This window comes from Pseudochryseolinea flava (assembly GCF_003286915.1).
Classification (GTDB): Bacteria; Bacteroidota; Bacteroidia; order Cytophagales; family Cyclobacteriaceae; genus Ohtaekwangia; species Ohtaekwangia flava.
In genome coordinates this window covers 12,273-32,158 of the sequence record NZ_QMFY01000020.1, presented here as the reverse complement: position 1 = coordinate 32,158, position 19,886 = coordinate 12,273, and the positions used below count along the sequence as shown (strand labels likewise).

Below are 19,886 nucleotides of genomic sequence, written 5' to 3'. Positions count from 1 at the left end.
AATATTCTACAAATGTGAAACATATTAATTACTTTCACGTTTGTAGAATTAATATGCACCATCCTACACCGCCAAAGTGGGCTGATCGATTTTTGTGTTGGTACTGCCGTACGGATCTTCTTGAAGAGATTCAAGGGGATGCGTATGAACTATATGAACGCCAATGCAAGTCGAAAGGGAAATTTCGCGCGGACCTGGCCTTTGGTTGGAATGTGCTTCGCTTCTTCCGGTGGTCAAACCTTAAACGTCGTACCTCACCATATCGTCCTGCTATGATGTACAAAAACTACTTTCAAGTTTTCAAGCGAAACTTGCTTCGTCAGAAAGCTTATGCAGCACTCAATATTTTTGGGCTTGCAATCGGCCTCGCCTGTTTTGTGTTGATCTCTTTATATATAAGAGATGAAATGAGTTTTGATCGCATGCATACAAAGTCTGATCGAATTTTTCGCATGCATGAAATTCTTGAAAGCGAAGGTGTCGGTGAGCGATCAGCAAGTCTTCCGTTTCCAGTAGCCGAAGCGTTGCAAGTGGACTTTCCGGATCAGGTAGAGCAATACGTTCGATTCTTTAATTTTCAATCGCCGGCATTGGCGATGTCCACCATCGATCATGAAAAAGAGTTCTACGAGTCACGTGCATTTTTTACGGACTCCACTTTTTTCGATGTATTTGATTTTAATCTCATCACAGGTAGTAAGGCAACTGCACTCGATCATACCAACTCGGTTATCATTACGCAAAGCATGGCCAAGAAGTATTTCGGTGATACAAATCCGATGGGAAAGTATTTGGTTTTCCAAGGTGAACATAATTTACTCGTTACGGGAGTTCTCGAAGATGTTCCGCAAAGCACACATTTTCAATTTGATTTTCTGATCTCCTTTTCGACACTCACACATTATTACGGCACAAGTTGGCCGGGCTGGTATTGGAATCCTTGTTGGACTTATTTACTCCTACGCAACCCAAGCGACGCGCCCGTACTGGAAGCGAAAATGCCTGCGTTCATTCGTAAGTATTTCCCCGAGGAGATTATCAATGATGTTACGCTAACTTTATTTCCGCTTGCTGATATACATCTACAATCGAATCACGACTATGAGATTCAACCCAACGGATCGATGTCGACGCTGTATATTTTTGGATGCGTAGCATTTTTTGTTGTATTGATTGCCGGGATAAATTTTATCAATCTAAGTACGGCGCGCGCAATTAAACGAGCGAAGGAAGTCGGCATGCGAAAGACACTTGGCAGCTACAAAGGGCAATTGATAACGCAATTCTTATTTGAGTCGGTAGCCGTATGTGCGTTGGCTGCCGTTGTCGCAGTAGGGATCGTTATAGCCGCATTACCATTCTTTAATACATTCGCCGAGAAGGATATACCTTTTTCAACATTGTTGGACCCGTTCTTTGTTGCAGTACTCATCTTGCTTCCGTTGGTTGTGGGAATATTTGCAGGCCTTTATCCAGCATTTGTATTGTCATCGTTTCAACCAATTACCGCTTTGAAATCTGCATCCAGCGGAGAGAAGGGATTGATGTTTAGAAAAGTGTTGGTTGTCGTGCAATTTTCTTTGTCGATTATTTTGCTAGTCGGTACGGGAATTTCGATGGATCAGTTGATGATGCTTCAGAAAAATGATACTGGCTTTCAGCAAGAAAATGTGATCATGATTCAAACACTCCGCACGCCGGTTGCACAAACTTTCGAAGCCATTAAAGCTGAATTTAAAAGCAACAAGAACGTACTTGAAGTTACTGCGGTGGAAGATGTGCTTGGTGCTAAGCATCAAGTGGGGAACTATAGTTTTGATGTAATGGAAAAAACGCGCCCTATACCGAGGCTCAACGTACGTCATGATTTCTTGAAAACATTCGATATTCCCCTGGTCGCTGGCAGAGATTATTCTGAAGAGATCTACACAGACGACAGTCTCGCATTGTTGGTGAATGAGCAGTTGGTAAAACAAATGGGATGGACCAACGAAACCGCGATCGGTAAATCTTTTAATGGACGGCTGAATAAACAGATCGTTGGGGTTGTCAAAGATTTTAATTTCGCTTCACGTCATCAACCGATAAAACCGTTGGTCATTGATTTGAATTTAAATCCTCGAGCATTTAATCTTTTTATTAAATATATGGCGGTTAGAGTGTCTCCGGATGATATGAATAGTACGATTTCTTTTTTGGAATCAAAGTGGGAGGAGCAATATCCAGGATGGCCTTTCGAATATTTTTTCCTCGACAGCAGTTTGGAAAGCCTATATAAAGCGGAAAGTAAATTGAGCAAGATCACGATCATTTTTTCTGCGCTTTCTATTTTAGTAGCATGTTTGGGATTGTTCGGGTTGTCGACACACACCGTGGAGCAACGTAAAAAGGAAATGAGTATCCGTAAGGTGTTAGGAAGTTCGGATGCGGAAATATTTTTACTTTTCACAAAACGATTCTTTGTGTTGATATTGATCGCCATTGTGATTGCATTTCCACTGGCCTATGTATTGATGAAACAGTGGTTGTCGACGTTTGCATATCAAGTAGACATCGATTTTGTGATTTTTGTATTGGTCGGTTTTGCTGCGTTGGGAATAGCCTTTGCCACCATTGCGTTTCAGGCATGGAAAGCAACACGAACAAACCCAGCTACTGTATTAAAGAACGATTGATTTATGAAGGGTGAATATTTAGGTGAATTGGAAGAGCTTATTTTGCTCACGGTAGGAATTTTATACAAACAAGCTTACGGTGTTGCGGTGATGGATGAAGTTGAAAGACAAACGGGACGATCACTCAACATCAGTGCCGTACATGCTGTGCTCACGCGATTAGAAGATAAAGGATTAGTGTCGTCTAAACTTGGTGACCCAACCAATGAACGCGGGGGACGTCGTAAACGAATATTTTTATTGACGGCGACAGGTAAACGCGCGATAGAAGAGGCAAATGCATTGCGCAACCAACTGTTCAATCAAATACCGAAAGTTGCCTTACAGTTTAGCATCTGAGGAAAACTCTGTTAAATGAGTTTTGCCTCGACGATGATTTCCTTTCGAAGATATTTTACCGGTAGTATAATGTGAAACGGATAAATGATCGCATAAGGTCTTCCTTCTTCTAGTCTATCACCATTGTATAGCAGAAATAGCTAGAATTAATTTTAATGATCAAAAACAATTCGTGTCCCGTCACAAATGAGGAAAGGTCGTTTGTTCCTGCGGATATTTTAAATTTCACTGTTTTCATTTGCGAATTCCTATCGTACTACAAGCTAAGCTTATTCTGCTACAACAAAAGCGTATACTTTTCCTCTTTCTGTAGTAAAGTCGTATTCATATACGACGGGCGCCACAAAGGATTGTTCCGTTGTAAGTTTTAAAATGACAGGTTGCTTGATTTCATTTACGCGAAGTAATTCGTTTGTGTTTTTCAAGTCGACCTTTTTCAATCGATCATCGTGTAACGGAATTGTACTTCGTATCCTACAGATGCCACCAATGGTAGAAGTTACTTTTAATTCGCGTGTGCGGCCATGATTCCATGAGAGATCAATTTCAAAACCACCCCGGGTTCTGATCCCGCTTACAGATCCGGAAGACCAACGTGCTGGAAGTGCAGGAAGGAGATGAATTGCACCATCATGACTTTGTACCAGCATCTCTGTGATTCCTGATGTACATCCGAAGTTTCCATCGATTTGAAATGGTGGATGTGCGTCAAGGAGATTCAAATACGTTCCGCCGTGAGATTCTCCCTCGTGTACAGGCGTGAGTTGTGCCTTAATAAGTTGATACGCTCTTTCGCCGTCGAGTAGTCGTGCCCATAAATTTACTTTCCATCCCATCGACCATCCGGTGGAATGGTCGCCGCGGTGGATCAATGATGTGCGTGCTGCTTGAAAAAGCGATGGATGTCTAAAGACTGAAATTTGATTTGAAGGATAAAGCCCATAAAGGTGCGACACGTGGCGATGTTTGTCGTCGGCGCGGTCCCAATCCTCTAACCATTCTTGGAGTTGACCAAATTGCCCAACTTGCATGGGCGCAAGACGATTCCGCTTTTGAATAATTGAATCTCGTAGTGCTTCATCTTGTGTTAGTATTGTTGACGCGTCAATGAAATTGGAGAAAACATCAAATACCAATTGGTTGTCCATCGTTGTGCCCGCTGCGATAGAGATTCCGCGACGATGTTCATTCTCTGGCGACATCGATGGCGACACCACTAACCATTTGTTTTTCGGCTCTTCAACGAGAATGTCGTGATAAAACAACGCCGCGCCTTTCAGTGTTGTGTAATATTTTTGAAGATGGTTTTTATCGCCTGTGAATAAATAATGTTGCCAAATATGTTGGGAAAGCCATGCACTACCCATGGGCCACAATCCGTAGTACGAACCATCCACTGGCCCTGCTATTCTCCATAAGTCTGTGTTATGATGTACAACCCATCCACGTGCTCGATATAATTTTTCAGCGGCTACTTTTCCCGTTTGCTCCAAGTCTTTCAACATCATGAAGAGTGGTTGATGAAGCTCTGATAAATTGGTGACTTCCGCTGGCCAATAATTCATCTCTGTGTTGATATTGATCGTATACTTACTGTCCCACGGTGGTGACAGTGAGTTGTTCCACTTTCCTTGCAAGTTCGCGGGCTGCGTTCCTGGTTGAGAAGAGCAAATCAACAGATATCTTCCAAACTGATAGTAGAGCGCAACAAGTGTTGGATCTTCTGTGTCTTTGAATTCTTCCAGCTGAATATTGGTTGGCTTACGCGCAGGTTCGCTACTGCCAAGCGATAGCGAAACACGATCATAAAACTTTTTGTAATATTTTATATGACTGTACTTAAGATCGCTATATTTTTTCTGTGTCGCAGATGATATGTAGTCAGTAGCTTTCTTGAGTTGATCACCACTGACGTTGTTATAACTTTTGAAGTTTGTTCCGATCGAAATAAATAACGTGACGGTTGATGCGCCTTCAATGACGATACTATTGTCGATAGTAGAAATTTGTCCATCAACATTAATTGCTTTCGCAATTGTTGTAAATAATACGCTGCCCTTTTTGTTGGCGTGTGATCCAGATGTTCCAGTTAAAATTATATTGTCTACAGACGAACGTATTGAGTATTTTTCATGTGGCGATGTTAAAGATATTTTACATGTGATCTTATTTTTCTCGCTCGCGGACATGCGCACAATAAAAACTTGATCTGTGAATGAGCTGAAAATTTCACGTGTGAACATAACATCATTAACCTCGTAGGTTGTCGTACTCACGGCTTGGCCAATGTCTAATGTCCGTTTGTATTGTTTGAAGTTATCGTGTCCGGGGAAGGTTATCAGTACATCGCACACGGGCTGATAGGGCATTCCGTAGTTATTGTCAGAGGGAGCATGCCGTGGTACGACTGTCATCGCTCGATCGTGTGCTGATTGGTAGTCTCCATCGAAGATTGATTTTTGTATCGTACGTAGCGATTCATAAAAAGCAGTCGATGGAATGTTATTGCCTGGTTCGCCTGCCCAAACCGTTTCTTCATTGAGTTGCAATCTTTCTTGACCAGGACCACCGAAGATCATTGCAGCAATACGCCCGTTTCCGATGGGAAGCGCTTCATTCCAGTTGGCGGCCGGTTTGTCGTACCAGAGCTGATGTTGTTGAGCTTGAATTTCGGTTACAAGCGACGCGAAGAAGATCGTAATAGCAATACATTTTAACATAGAATCACATGATGATACCGACAAACATAAACTGACTGCATTAATTTATACTTAATAACGAATTAATGAATACGGGAATTGAATATCGAAATAAAGAATATGTAGTAACGGGTAGTGATAACGATTTTAGAGACTGGCGAGGTTAGCGGCTACGAAATAACTTCATCAAAACTTTTAGGATAGTTCTCTGCGTATAAGTTTTTATATTCTTTCACGAAATGGTCGTACCATGTTTTTGCTAGTGAATATTTTCCTTTCTTGTTCAGCACAGAACATTTGATAACCAACGCCTCTTGGTTAATGGTATCGTATGCAAAAATGGCGTCGGCGATTTCGAGCAGGAGTTTATCGTTTGTCTTCGGATCTAGTTTTTGAGAGTATTCTAATAACGCATCAATAATTTGATTTGAAATTTCTGATTTGAAGTTGTCAAGCCAATTTGATTGCATGTTTGGTAGTAAGCTTCCCCGCGTTACATGCCTGATGAGAATGTTTATTTTATCGCCTTCTGCCAAAGCAGGATTGTTGTCGTGGAGTAATCGATAGACAGTTTGATAGTCACAAAAAACAAAATCGTCAATGGTGAGGTTAAGATAAGCGTTGTTGTTCTCGACCGATATACCACCGATATCATCCAGGAGGGCCCGAAGCTTTTTGATATTTACATTACGGTTATTGCGAGCGCTCACTTCGTCCTTTTCGGGCCATAGATGTTCTTGAATTTCAGTAGCCGAAATTCCTTTTTCATGTCGAATGGAGTGTAAGAGGATGATTGTAAAAAGTTCCTTCAGTGTCATCGTGAATTTCGATGAGATATCGACGCCCTTCTTGTCCAAGACTTGAAAGCCGCCAAGCAATAGAATCGCGGAAGTGATTTTACTTTCGTCTCGCAGCGGTAGTGTTGCCGTTGTTGTATGTTCCGATGGAATTGGGGCAACTGTATTACGAACGGTTACCCTTTGTCGACGCTTCCAAACGACGTATCCGACGATGGCAGTAGGTAACAGGAATAATGTTGCAAACACCAAGGAAGAACTGTTTTTGTTCGTTGGTGCTTGGAGCACATCGCCAGCTTGCATTGGCGGATATTGTATAGCATGAACATTCACTTGATACTGACCTTCATCTTCGTATACGAGCACCGCAATCAATTCATTTGTAGCAGGGGAGAGGAAAAGATCACAAAATGAATCTTCGTCGTGGAATCGGAACGGAATCGAGTCTGCCACGATTTTTGATTCTCCATTCTCTAACGCGTATTGTCGCAATTGAACGTAACTGTCGTATTTGTTTTTAGGATAGGATAATGTATAGAAACATTTTTTCTCTTCATTTATAATGAGCGAATTGGAAAATACGATGTCTTCCCTTGCTTCGGCTGGCGCATAAGAACGTATTTTTTCGATTGCATGTGAGGTGAGGTTGAATTTGTACAGATCGTAGAAACTTTGTGGTGAAAGCTCTTGCTTACCGCTCATGCTTCCGTAACCGCCAAAGATCAGTACATCGCCAGTTGATTCACGAATGCCGGCTGCGGAAAGATAACGCGGTGGAATTGAACCAGAAGTTTTTACCGTTTCCCATTGGTTTGACTTTTCGTCGTAGCGAAAGAAATTGTTTTTATAGGTGAAGTGTCCATAACCACCGAATACATATAAAGATTTATTTACAGCATTATAAAATTTGTTATTGTGCCAATAGTTAGGTTCAAGATACGTTGTGTCGGCATGGCCCCATGTGTTGGTGGTGAAATCATACGTTGCAATTTTGTTACTGAACACGTCGTAGTTCACCAGGGCGTGTGTGTTATTAACATAGAGTAGTTGATTAGCGTCAGTAAATACAACATGTCCTTTTTTGTTTTGCTTGATATCAACAGATCCGTTGCGAAGATCATATTGATAAAGATTACGTTCATCTGTTGCATAAAGAATGCCTGCTTCGTTATTGAATGCAATAGACGGATATTTTCCAATGTTAAAACTTTTGCGATGTACCCATTTTGTTTGTTTGTCAATGAGCCACCTTGGATTGACAACAGTTGCGGTGGAATTCGCAACGCTATCGTATACCTCTAAGTGATTGTGTTTCTGCAACAACCACTTTTTGTTGAGTGTATTATTTTCTTTCAACGTTATGTTTTTGATGACCATTGGTGGTGCGTCGGATGTACTGAACTTTGCGTAATCATTCACACCGAAATAGAAACGAAATGCGTTGAGATGTTGCAGGTTGCACGGATATGACTGCGATTTGCCTTTCCAGAGAATTGTAATCGTATTCTTTTTAAATGAGAAGTGTAGGTCGAAGGTTGTCCATTGATTGGGTTGGAATCCTACATCCGCAAATTCGTAACGGAGTGGCATTGGCTTATTGTTGATTACCATTGTGAGATCGTTGAATTCATCATCGTGCTCTGGTGTACACATCAAATCGATATTAAGTGTGTCATTTGCGATGATGCGCACGATGTAGCCGTAAGCATTGGTAAGCCGTTGCAATGTAAAGTCGAACGAGAGTGAAAAATCTTGCTCTATAATATAAGGAGTGTCGGGATTAAGATTTAAGCCCGTTCGATGATCTTTAGTCACTTCATGCGAGGCAAACGCGAGACCATATTGGGGATCGATCCGTTGTTGTTGTGCTTGAAGGAGGTAAGGAAGATTCAGGAAGACTATGAGAAAGAAAAAACTTCGCATATAGTGTTCGCAACACGCCACCACTTTTTTACCAAATTATCTAAAATATTGAAGAATTGCTTTAAAAAATCGTTTGAATTTCCTCGTTAAGCAGATATTAATTCGATTTTAAGCACCTGCCGATAGGTTTACGCCAGTATTTTAATCAACGGCAATGCACAAACTTCTTTCGTTATCTCTTTTCTTTTTTAGTGTCGTTCAAACATTTGGACAAACGGACAAGCTTTCTCTCGTGAATCCATTCATCGGAACGGGTGGTCATGGTCACACTTTTCCAGGGGCGACTGTTCCGTATGGAATGGTGCAACTGAGTCCTGATACTCGACTCAACGGTTGGGATGCTTGCTCTGGGTATCATATTTCCGATCCTGCTATCTTAGGTTTTTCACACACACACCTTAGCGGTACCGGTATTGGCGATTATGGCGACATTCTTTTCATGCCGACGGTTGGGAAACAGGAACTCACGCAAGGCACAGCTGAAAATCCAGATCATGGTTATGCATCATTAAAGGTAACAGGTACAGAAGTCGCAACGCCCGGATACTATTCCGTGGTGCTCAAAGATTATGACGTGAAAGCGGAACTCACCGCAACAACGCACGCAGGATTTCATCGCTATACATTCAATAACATAAATGATGCAGGGATCATTGTTGATGTAGCCCACACGTTGCAAAGCCATCGCAACGAAATCAATCAAATTGAGATCATTAACGATCATGAGATCAGAGGATATAAACTGACAAAAGGTTGGGCACGCGAGCACCATGTATATTTTCATGCGGTTTTTTCTGAATCGTTCTCCTTTCAATTAGCAAATGGAGAAGTGCTCGCTTCTACTGACAGTAAAATCAGCAATACAGGCGCAAAGGCACTCTTGAAATTCAATCATCTCAGTAAGCGTGAAGTGTTGGTGAAGGTTGGTATTTCAGCGGTAGGTTTTGATGGCGCAAAAGAAAATGTACTAAAGGAAATTCCGAACTGGAGTTTTGATCAGATTAAAGAAAATGCAGCACAAGCATGGAAGCTGTGGCTTGATCGAATCTCAATCAAAGGCGGAACAAAAGATCAACAGAAGATATTTTTTACTGCACTCTATCACGTGGCGATCAGTCCCAATCTCTTTATGGATTATGATGGTCATTACCGTGGGATGGATAAGCAAATACACCGCAGTAGCGGGAGTAATTCAAATTACACCGTGTTTTCGTTGTGGGATACTTTTCGCGCATTTCATCCACTCATGACCATCATCAATCCTTCTCAAAACGAAGCCTGGATTCGCTCGCTACTACAAAAATATGACGAGAGCGGAGCGTTGCCTATGTGGGAACTTGCCGCCAATGAAACAGGAACGATGATTGGATATCATGCCGTTCCGGTCATTGTCGATTCCTACATGAAAGGCCATAGCAATTTTGATATAGACAAAGCTTACGAAGCTATCGTTCACGCGTCTACTTATGATACGTCAATTGCTTTTGCAGATCATGAAGTGCAAGAGGGGTTAATGCCGAAAGCGAAATTCTACAATGAGAAGCTGGGATTTATTCCAGCCGACAAGGAAAATGAATCCGTGTCGAAAGCGTTGGAGTTCGCTTACAACGACTGGTGTATTGCCACGATGGCAAAAGCATTGGGCAAGGAAGAAGATTACAAGAAATTTTATGCGCGATCAAAACGATATCAGAAGTATTTCGATAAACAGGTAGGTTTCATGCGTGGTGTGAACGAAGATGGAACATGGAAGTCGCCATTCAATCCGCGATATTCTAATCATAGAAAAGATGAATATGTAGAAGGGAATGCTTGGCAGTGGTCTTGGTTTGTTCCTCATGATGTTCCAGGCCTTATATCACTTTATGGTGGTGAAAAGAAATTTGCAGTGAAGCTTGATAGCTTATTTTCAACAAGCTCTTCTGTCGATGGTAATAATTCTTCGGCTGATATCTCTGGGTTGATTGGTCAATATGCACATGGCAATGAACCGAGTCATCACATCACTTATCTCTACAATTTCGTCTCGCAACCATGGAAGACACAACAACTAGTTGATCAAATTCTAACAACACTTTATTTCAATGATCCCAATGGATTATCAGGCAACGAAGACTGTGGCCAAATGTCGTCTTGGTTTATTCTGAGCAGTATGGGACTTTATCAAGTAGCGCCTGGTGATCCAACATTTACATTGGGTAGACCACTGTTTGACGAAGTGACAATCAATCTTCAAAATGGGAAACGCCTTTCAATCAAAGCCATCAACAATAGTCCTTCTCATAAATACGTGAAGAAAGTGAAATTCAACGGCACGACGCTGTCAAAACCATTCATTCAATATCAAGACCTCTTAAAAGGAGGGACACTTGAATTTGAAATGGTTCACAAACCGACGGAAAATGTTAAGGCTGATTGATAGCAAATAAGATGAAGCCAAGAAAAATCCAATGAATAATTAAACCATAAACCCAAATCAAACCATGCGTAAAATCTCCATGTTTTTGCTCTTCATGATTGGTGTCGGATCGTTCTTACAAGCGCAAACAGGTGCGAACGATCTGAACATTGAAGGGCATCATTCAACACAATCGCCACCAGGGAATGTGCTTAGCTCTTCCCATGCAATTTCTGTAAGTGGAACAGTAACAGAGGCCGCTGGTGCTGGCATGCCTGGTGTTAACGTTATCGAGAAAGGAACAACGAATGGAACGGTAACCGATAGCGAAGGTAAGTTTTCGCTGACCGTAGCGGACCAATCATCGACACTTGTGTTTTCTTTTATCGGGTATGTAACGCAAGAAATTGTCGTCGATGGAAAAACGGTTATCGATGTAAGACTCGAAGCCGATGTAGCAACACTCAATGAGGTGGTTGTTGTCGGTTATGCGGAACAAAAAAGAGAAAGTCTCACCGGAGCCATCAGTACCATTTCAACAAAAGAAATTCAAACCACAACGCATACCAGTTTGGCGCAGAAACTTCAAGGGAAGTTAGCCGCTGTTAACATCCGACAAAATTCAGGGCAACCTGGAGACTTCAATAGTTCCATCAACATTCGTGGATTTGGTGAGCCTATCTATGTAATTGATGGTATCCGTCGTGAAGGTGGAAATGAATTTCAACGACTCAATCCAAACGATATTGAAAGTATCACCGTACTCAAAGATGCATCGGCGGCGATTTACGGTCTTGGTGCATCGAATGGTGTAATTCTGATCACCACAAAAAAAGGTTCTGGTAGACCAACTTTCAATTACAGCGTAGTTGCCGGTGCGATGACGCCAACGGACATGCCAAAGATGGCAAATGCTGCGCAGTATGTTCAAATGTATAACGACGCACAACTCTTTCGTCCAGGAGGACAACCTTATTTGCCGAAAGAGGAAATTCAAAAATATATCGACGGCGCACCAGGTTATGAGAGTACAGATTGGTATGATCTTACCATGAAAAAATATGCTACGCAGATTCAGCATAATCTTTCGGCTTCAGGCGGAAATGATTTTATGCGATACTTCATCGGCCTAGGTTATGTGAACGAACAAGGACTTTTAAAAAGTGAAGACATGGGCTACAAGCGATACAATATTCGCGCGAACGTTACGATGAATCTCGCCAAGAATTTAGAAGGTCAGTTCCTCGTTGCCGGTAGATTTGATGAACGTTGGGAACCTGGCGAAAATTTCTTTAACATCTTTAAAGGAACACGTGTGACCTTGCCAATTGAAAAGCCATATGCCAATAACACGCCTGGTTTTTATGCGCCGGTGTTGTCGACTCAAAATCCACTGGCGTTGTCGGAAAGAGATCTGACTGGCTATGGAGAAGGCATGACGCGTAATTTGCAATCTTCATTTTCGCTTCAGTATAAGGTACCCTTTGTGAAAGGACTATCGCTGAAGGGTGTTGCTTCCTATGATGCGAACAATTATCAAGGTAAGTCGCTATTCAAGCCTTACAATCTTTATACGTATGATGAGAACGAGTCAAACCCATATGTTCCCGTGCCGCAGAGATTGGGAACAGGTAATCTTGGAAATTACAATAGTAACAACAATGCTGTAACGCTTCAGGGGTATATTAATTATGATAATAATTTTTTTGGAAAGCATCACGTAAACGCTGTGTTTGTTGTTGAACAGAATCAGTGGAACGATCGTTGGTCGAATCTCACGCGATACTATGCAGGATTTTATACGAAGGATCAAATTCGTTTTGCTGATCGTCAGCGTATGGAAAACGATGGACTGGAAAATCAATCGGCATCGCTATCCTACATTGGTCGCTTGAATTATGATTTCAAGGGTAAATATCTTTTAGAGCTCGCCGGGCGTTACATGGGAAGCTATGCTTATGGCCCAAGTAACCGTTGGGGATTTCACCCCGTCGCTTCGGTAGGTTGGCGTGTTACCGGAGAAAAATTTATGGAGCGCTTCGCTTTCATATCGAATCTTAAGTTGCGTAGCTCATACGGGATGGTTGGTTCAGGAGGCGGTATTCCATTTCAATTCGTGCCTGGATATGTTATTGGTAGCGGTGGTTCTTACGAATTTGCAGATGGTACACTCACCACTGGGGTAGGTGCGCCGCCCATTGTGAATGAAAATTTAAGTTGGATAACATCCAAGCAATTTGACTTAGGCTACGATGTGGGATTATTCGATGACAAAATTGTTTTTGAATTCGACTGGTACAATAGAAAGCTTGAAGGTATTCCTACGCGAAGAAATGTTTCTTTACCCAACACCTTCGGTAGTGAACTGCCGGAAGAGAATATCAACAGTCAGCTCACGCGAGGAATTGAATTCACGCTTACGTATAAAAATCGATTTGATGAGTTGACGTATAGCGTATCTGGAAATTTCAATTATGCACGCACAAAAAATTTGCATGTTGAGCGTGGTGGATTCCTCAATAGCTGGGATCGTTATCGGAATGGGCAGGCCGATCGTTGGAATGATATTGAATGGGGATACACGTACACGGGGCAATTTCAAAATGAAGAAGAACTGCTTTATGCGCCTATGCAAAATGGCGATCAAGGAAATATTCGTAAAGAGTTACCAGGTGATTTTCGTTACAAAGATCTCAACAACGATGGCGTTATCGATGGACAGGATGAAGCACCGATATTTTATGACGGCACACCTAAAATTCATTTCGGTCTCAACGTAAATGCAGCATGGAAAGGTTTTGATTTGAATATTCTTTTGCAGGGTGCTGCAAAATATACTTTGTACTTCTCTGAAGTATACGCCGAATTGTTTGCGTTCCGGGGAAATACGCCTGCTTACTTCTACGATCGTTGGCACAAGGCTGATCCTTATGATCCAGACAGCGAATGGGTGAAAGGTGAATGGCCAGCATCAAGGACTGTTGAAACGGTTGGGAGAATGTACGCCGAAAGTTCCAAGTGGAGAAAGGATGCATCGTACTTAAGAATAAAGAGTGTGGAGCTCGGATATACGCTCCGTCATAGCTTTATTTCAAAAGTGGGCATTCAAAGTCTTCGATTGTATGTGAGTGGATTCAACCTACACACATTCGCCGATTCTTTTGTAAAACCTTTCGATCCTGAAAAACTGGAGGGTAGTGGTGGTAATAGAGCTGGCTTCACCTACCCGGTTATCAAATCTTATAACGTAGGTCTTAATCTTAGCTTCTAATCAGCATCAAAATGAAAAATATCAAAATACTATTTCTTGTACTATTGGCATTTTCGTCTACACGTTGCAGCGATGTGCTCGACTTAAAACCCTTAGACAGAATTACTGCTGAAGATTTATTTTCCGATCCCGAGGGAACAAAGTTGTACATGGCAAACTTGTACTATCAATTGCCGATGGAAGATTTTACCTATTCGCCGAAGCAAGGATTCAACTATAATGTGCAAGATCCGAACAACGGCGGATTTGTAGGGGCAATGTTGACAGATGAAGCTTTGCATTCGGAACGTGGTGATTTTATTAACAATGAAGATTTACGTTGGTGGGATAGTCAAGATGGAAAAGATCAAGGCTATCGTGTGATCAGGGACATCAATTTATTGTTTGAAGTAATTCCAACGTTGAATATCTCAGAGAGCGAACGAGATGCTTATTTGGGTGAAGCATCTTTTCTTCGCGCGTTCTGCTATTTCACGTTAGCAAAACGGTATGGTGGTGTTCCCCTGATCACCGTGGCGCAGCAATTTGATGGCGATGTTGAAGCCTTGAAAGTACCGCGTAGCACAGAAGTGGATACATGGAATTTTGTTTTGGCGGAATGTGATGTAGCGATCGATAAGCTCAGTGAAGATTTTGACGCGCGACGTGCTTCGAAATGGTCTGCCTATGCATTGAAATGTAGAGTAGCGCTTCACGCGGCGTCGATAGCCAAATTCGGTAACACGGCACCATTGTCTGGTATTGCGGTTGATCAACGTCTCGTGGGTTTGGATGCCTCGTTAGCAGAAGGTTATTATCAACAAGCGATTGATGCAGCGGAAGCAATTATGGAATCGGGATTGTTTTCGCTGTTCAGAGGAACACCAGCCAATGCGGAAGAGGCAACGGAAAATTATCGTGCCATGTTCGGTGATCCAAACCAAACGGTAGGGACGGAAGCCATTTTAATTAAAGGGCGTACGCTGGTGGGAACAGACTATGGTCACAATTACGACATCTGGTATCAGCCCGCGCAAGTTGCCAATGGCTGGCCTCATCCAGGAAGAATGAACCCAACATTGGATCTCGTTGATAAATTTGAATACTATGATAATCCAGGCGAAGACGGAACGATTGTGACGACAACCGATGGACAAGTGGGTGACTACAACGGATACAATTCGTCGAAAGAGTATCGCAAGTTTGATTCTCCGCTTGACATCTTTGAAGGTAAAGATGCGAGGCTTGCAGCAACCGTTGTATTGCCAGGCTCTACATGGAAAGATAAGACGATTATTATTCAAGCTGGCTATGTCGCTCCTAATGGCGTAGCAACGTTGCTGTCCAAAGCGAATATTAATGTAAGTGGGACAGTCTATCATACTTATGGTGGTGCCACACCAAACTTGTATTCTGGTTTCGATCCTTATGGCGGTAATAATACGAAGACCGGTTTTTCTTTTAAGAAGTTTATGAGTACGAATCCTGTATTGCCGCAATGGAATAGCAGCACAACGGACTGGCTAGAGTTCCGTTACGCCGAAGTCTTGTTGAACTACGCGGAAGCTGTTGTGGAAAGTGGCTTAGGGGATATGGCCACTGCCGAAGCGGCCTTGAATGCAACCCGAAGACGCGCAGCACATACTACAGATATTCCATTGACGGTAGAAAATGTCCAACGCGAGAGAGCCGTAGAGCTTGCCTTCGAGAACAAACGATTCTGGGATTTGATGCGCAGAAGGGAGTATCATGTTGACTTTAACAACCGGCCGAAGTATGCGCTTCTTCCAGTGTTAGATCTGCGGGAAAGTCCACCGAAGTACATTTTCATTCGTGTGGCTGCGCCAAATTTTAATCCACAAACTTTTCAGCCGAAAGATTACTATAGACCTGTGCAAGGTATCGGTGAGAATGGATTGGTGCAAAATCCACAATATTGATTTCGACCATTAACTGAATATAGAAAGTATGAGTACAAAGAATATAACATCGATTATTTTACTATTCGCTTTGATCGTGCTCTTGTCGTCATGTGGGCTGAATGACCTTGATAATTATGATCAGCCTGACGCAGGGTTGTCGGGTCGCATTGTCGATGATGAAACAGGTGAGTTGGTTCAACAAGATATTATTCGCGGCGGCGTCATTGAAATTGTTGAGAACGGATATGTAACGCCACAATACCTTGTTTTAAAAAATGATGGGACGTATGCGAATACGCGATTATTTGCAAACAGCTACACGGTGCAACCGAAGCGCGGCAATTTCAAAGTTGTTGACCCGCAGGAAGTGAATGTCAAAGGACAGACAACGCTCGACTTTCGCGTGACACCCTACATCAGGATTAAAGACCTGGACATCGAGAAAGATGGCAATATCATTCGTGCAACGTTTAGGCTAGAACAAACCAGCGTGAGTAATGTGTTGAAAGTCGGGTTGTATGCACATCCGGATCCAAATGTCGGTGAGCCAATGCATCTTGCGCGCAAAGAAGTCAACGTGAATGAGATCGTTGATCCAAATGAAGTATTTCAAATTGAGTTGGATACTTTTTCGGATCCCGACTTACGAGAAGGCAAGTTGATCTTCTTTCGTGTCGGTGCATTGATCGATGTCCCCGAAGCGAAATTTAACTACGCAGCCGCGGTAAGTATTAAACTCTAAATGAGACGGAGATTTTGACGCTAGCTCTGCATTGAAATGTTGAGTGATGGAAACCTACGTCCTTTTGAAAAACAAAACGAAAAAGTATTTCAATGAAAATGATAAAACTGATTTACATTCTGCTGTTTCCGATGATCGCTTGTTGTTCGGGGTGTTCCGATGATAACGGTGTAACGCCACCGGAACCAGAAGACAGCACAATTACACCAGATCCAAACGCGAAGTATCAAAGCTACCACAAACTTGTCATGGCAGGATACCAAGGATGGCATGCCGCCGAAGGAGACGAATCTAAACGCGGTTGGTACCACTATCAAAAAAACGGTTGTGGATTTTTTCCAGGGTGCACCAACGTTGACCTGTGGCCTGATGTATCGGAATATAGCATCACTTATGAGACTTCTTTTAAGTACCCCGATGGAGCGAGTGCATACGTGTATAGCCCCTACGATGAATCCACGGTTGATGTCCATTTTAAATGGATGAAGGACTATGGTCTTGATGGTGTTCACATGCAACGCTTTGTCGGCGAAATCAAGCCCACCAACACGAAGGGAAAGCGACACTTCAATCAAGTTCTCGCCAATGCATTGAAAGCCGCGAAGAAGTATGAACGTGCCATCAGTGTGATGTACGATCTTAGTGGTTGTTCTTCCTCCGATGTGGCCTATCTCGAAACGGATTGGAACGAGCTTGTAGAAACCTTCGATCTTCTTGATAGCAAAGAAAATCCGACTTACCTACAACACAATGGAAAGCCGCTTGTGACGATTTGGGGTGTTGGGTTTAATGATAATCGTGCGTATAGCCTATCCGATGTAAACGCATTGATGGACAAACTCATCGCTACAAAAAAAGTATCGATTATGTTGGGGGTGCCATATTATTGGAGAACGTTCGGCAGCGACACGCAAAGTAATTCCTTGCTGCACGATATGATCCGGAAGGCAGACATTATCATGCCTTGGGCTGTTGGCAGATATGGCATGGCTAACTATAATCCAAACAATGTTGCCGAAGATGTAAAGTGGTGTAAGGCCAATCGCGTTGATTACGTTCCTTTAGTCTTTCCGGGGTTCAGTTGGGCAAATATGCACAACGATCCTAGTCTTTATAATTCGATTCCAAGACTGGCAGGTGATTTCTTGTGGAGACAGATTGCTGGTGCAAAGACGGAAGGTGCCCAAGCCCTTTACGTAGCGATGTTCGATGAAATAGATGAAGGCACCGCGATCTACAAAGTGAACAACGAAAGCAATGTGCCGCTCAATGGTGACAGCGGGTTAAAGTTTGTCGGCATTGAAGATAGCCTTGGCACCGACTACTATTTATGGCTTACGGGGCAAGGTGCACATTGGTTTCATGGAGAGGGTATATACGGAATCAAAAAACCATCACGCTAAATGATTATGAAGAAAATAACTTCTGAATTACAACGGAGTGGGTATCTGTTCATCGCCATTCAAATGTTGGTGATGAGTATTCTGCCGCGGACGATCGTGGCCCAAAATGATGTTCCGCCTAATCCTTTCATTACACACATGTTTACTGCAGATCCTTCTGCGCACGTTTGGCAAGATGGAAGATTATACCTGTATCCTTCACATGACATCGCACCGCCAAGAGGCGCGGATCTCATGGATCAATACCATGTGTTTTCCACCGATGATATGACTCATTGGACTGACCACGGCGAAATACTTCGTTCTTCCGACGTGTCTTGGGGGCGACCGGAGGGAGGTTTTATGTGGGCACCAGATTGTGCTTATAAAGATGGTGTTTACTACTTCTACTTCCCTCATCCAAGTGGCACCTCATGGAATACAACCTGGAAGATCGGTGTGGCAACCAGCACGAGTCCTGCCAGCGGATTTACGGTGCAAGGCTACATTCCGAACTTGGAGTCTCATATCGACCCGTGCGTGTTTATTGACGACGATGGACAAGCGTACTTCTACTACGGCGGTGGAGGAACCTGTAAAGGCGGAAAATTGAAATCCAACATGATGGAGATTGACGGCGAAATGAAAGCCATGGAAGGGCTGGAAGATTTTCACGAAGCAACGTGGGTTCACAAACGCAATGGGATTTACTACTTGTCGCATTCGGATAATAATGACGATGGCATCAAACATAATCGAATGCGTTATGCGACGAGTACAAGTCCATTAGGACCCTGGACAGCGCGTGGTGTCTACATGGATCCAACTGATAGTTATACGAATCATGGATCGATCGTTGAGTATAAAGGGCAGTGGTATTCGTTCTATCACAATAGTGCGCTATCAGGAAACGATTGGCTACGGTCGGTGTGTGTTGATAAACTTTTCTACAATGAAGACGGTACCATTCAAAAAGTCACGCCTACGAAAGGCCATGGCACGCCGTATGGAAACAACGCCTGGCCTATACCTGGGATTATTCAAGCTGAGGATTTCGACAACGGTGGGCAAATCATTGCATATAGCGACAGTGATAGTTCGAACAACGGTGGAAAATACAGACCTGATGAATTTGTCGATATTGAAAACTGCGGTGAAGGCGGATTTAATGTTGGGTGGATAAGCGGCGGTGAGTGGCTAGAGTATACAGTGAATGTGTCGATAGCAGGGACGTATGTTCTAGAAATTCGCGTTGCGTCGGCGAATGCAACAGGAAGCTCTGTGCGTGTTGAATTCGGTACCGAGGATGTTACAGGGAAGATGGTTGTGCCCAATACGAATGGTTGGCAATCATACCAAACGATTTCAAAGGAAGTTACGCTTCCACAAGGAACGCATATCATGCGATTGCTCATGGGTGATGGTGCGTTCAACATCAATCATCTCAACATCAAAGCAAAAGAAATTGTCTTGGCCACGGAAGAGGACGGAAACGTTTTCAAAGTGTATCCAAACCCAGTGGCTGATAAAATTACGATTGCCTTTGAAGAAGACATAAAGAGAAGCACCTCCTTGAAGCTTTACGACTCGTCGGGTGTTTTGATAAAAAAGCAAAAACTCGTTGCTCGGGAAACGGAAATTTCGATTGATGGACTCAAGCCTGGATTATACATGCTTCACGTTCGTGTGAAAGACAAGACCATTATTAGAAAGGTCATGGTTCAGTAGCATATCAAGCTTATCGTATTACTAATAACCT

The 19,886-nt window shown here is 42.8% G+C and carries 10 protein-coding genes and 1 pseudogene; 9 read left to right on the top strand and 2 right to left on the bottom strand.

Annotated features, from left to right (window positions below; translation table 11 throughout):
- Window positions 1-53: 53 nt before the first annotated feature.
- The 3 genes and pseudogenes from DQQ10_RS28475 to DQQ10_RS24695 form a co-directional block, all read left to right on the top strand.
- Window positions 54-239 (top strand): annotated as a pseudogene (locus DQQ10_RS28475) (permease prefix domain 2-containing transporter); the annotation flags it as partial.
- 33 nt (window positions 240-272) lie between these two features.
- Window positions 273-2,675, top strand: coding sequence for an ABC transporter permease (locus tag DQQ10_RS24700; protein ID WP_165824115.1), 2,403 nt, complete (start codon window positions 273-275; stop codon window positions 2,673-2,675).
- Between the two features lie 3 nt (window positions 2,676-2,678).
- Window positions 2,679-3,014, top strand: coding sequence for a PadR family transcriptional regulator (locus DQQ10_RS24695; protein WP_112749622.1), 336 nt, complete (start codon window positions 2,679-2,681; stop codon window positions 3,012-3,014).
- Window positions 3,015-3,283: 269 nt separating this feature from the next.
- On the opposite strand, the gene DQQ10_RS24690 is transcribed toward DQQ10_RS24695, so the two are convergent.
- Both DQQ10_RS24690 and DQQ10_RS24685 read right to left on the bottom strand, forming a co-directional pair.
- Window positions 3,284-5,734, bottom strand: coding sequence for a glycoside hydrolase family 95 protein (locus DQQ10_RS24690; protein WP_112749621.1), 2,451 nt, complete (start codon window positions 5,732-5,734; stop codon window positions 3,284-3,286).
- 149 nt (window positions 5,735-5,883) lie between these two features.
- Window positions 5,884-8,433 carry a Kelch repeat-containing protein gene (locus tag DQQ10_RS24685; RefSeq protein ID WP_112749620.1) on the bottom strand — a complete coding sequence of 850 codons (2,550 nt, stop codon included), beginning with the start codon at window positions 8,431-8,433 and terminating at the stop codon, window positions 5,884-5,886.
- A gap of 154 nt (window positions 8,434-8,587) precedes the next feature.
- Between DQQ10_RS24685 and DQQ10_RS24680 the strand changes: the two genes are divergently transcribed.
- The 6 genes from DQQ10_RS24680 (at window position 8,588) to DQQ10_RS24655 (ending at window position 19,855) form a co-directional block, all read left to right on the top strand.
- Window positions 8,588-10,852: a GH92 family glycosyl hydrolase gene (locus DQQ10_RS24680; protein ID WP_112749619.1), complete on the top strand. Its 2,265-nt coding sequence runs from the start codon at window positions 8,588-8,590 to the stop codon at window positions 10,850-10,852.
- 64 nt (window positions 10,853-10,916) lie between these two features.
- Entirely contained in the window at window positions 10,917-14,102 is a 3,186-nt protein-coding gene (locus DQQ10_RS24675; RefSeq protein ID WP_112749618.1) for a SusC/RagA family TonB-linked outer membrane protein, read from the top strand.
- Window positions 14,103-14,113: 11 nt separating this feature from the next.
- Window positions 14,114-16,021 carry a RagB/SusD family nutrient uptake outer membrane protein gene (locus DQQ10_RS24670; protein WP_112749617.1) on the top strand — a complete coding sequence of 636 codons (1,908 nt, stop codon included), beginning with the start codon at window positions 14,114-14,116 and terminating at the stop codon, window positions 16,019-16,021.
- 28 nt (window positions 16,022-16,049) lie between these two features.
- Window positions 16,050-16,745, top strand: coding sequence for a DUF3823 domain-containing protein (locus DQQ10_RS24665; protein WP_112749616.1), 696 nt, complete (start codon window positions 16,050-16,052; stop codon window positions 16,743-16,745).
- A gap of 92 nt (window positions 16,746-16,837) precedes the next feature.
- Complete coding sequence (locus DQQ10_RS24660) at window positions 16,838-18,148, top strand: glycoside hydrolase family 71/99-like protein (protein ID WP_112749615.1); 1,311 nt, start codon at window positions 16,838-16,840, stop codon at window positions 18,146-18,148.
- A 6-nt stretch (window positions 18,149-18,154) separates the two neighbouring features.
- Window positions 18,155-19,855: a family 43 glycosylhydrolase gene (locus DQQ10_RS24655; RefSeq protein ID WP_165824114.1), complete on the top strand. Its 1,701-nt coding sequence runs from the start codon at window positions 18,155-18,157 to the stop codon at window positions 19,853-19,855.
- Window positions 19,856-19,886: the final 31 nt, after the last annotated feature.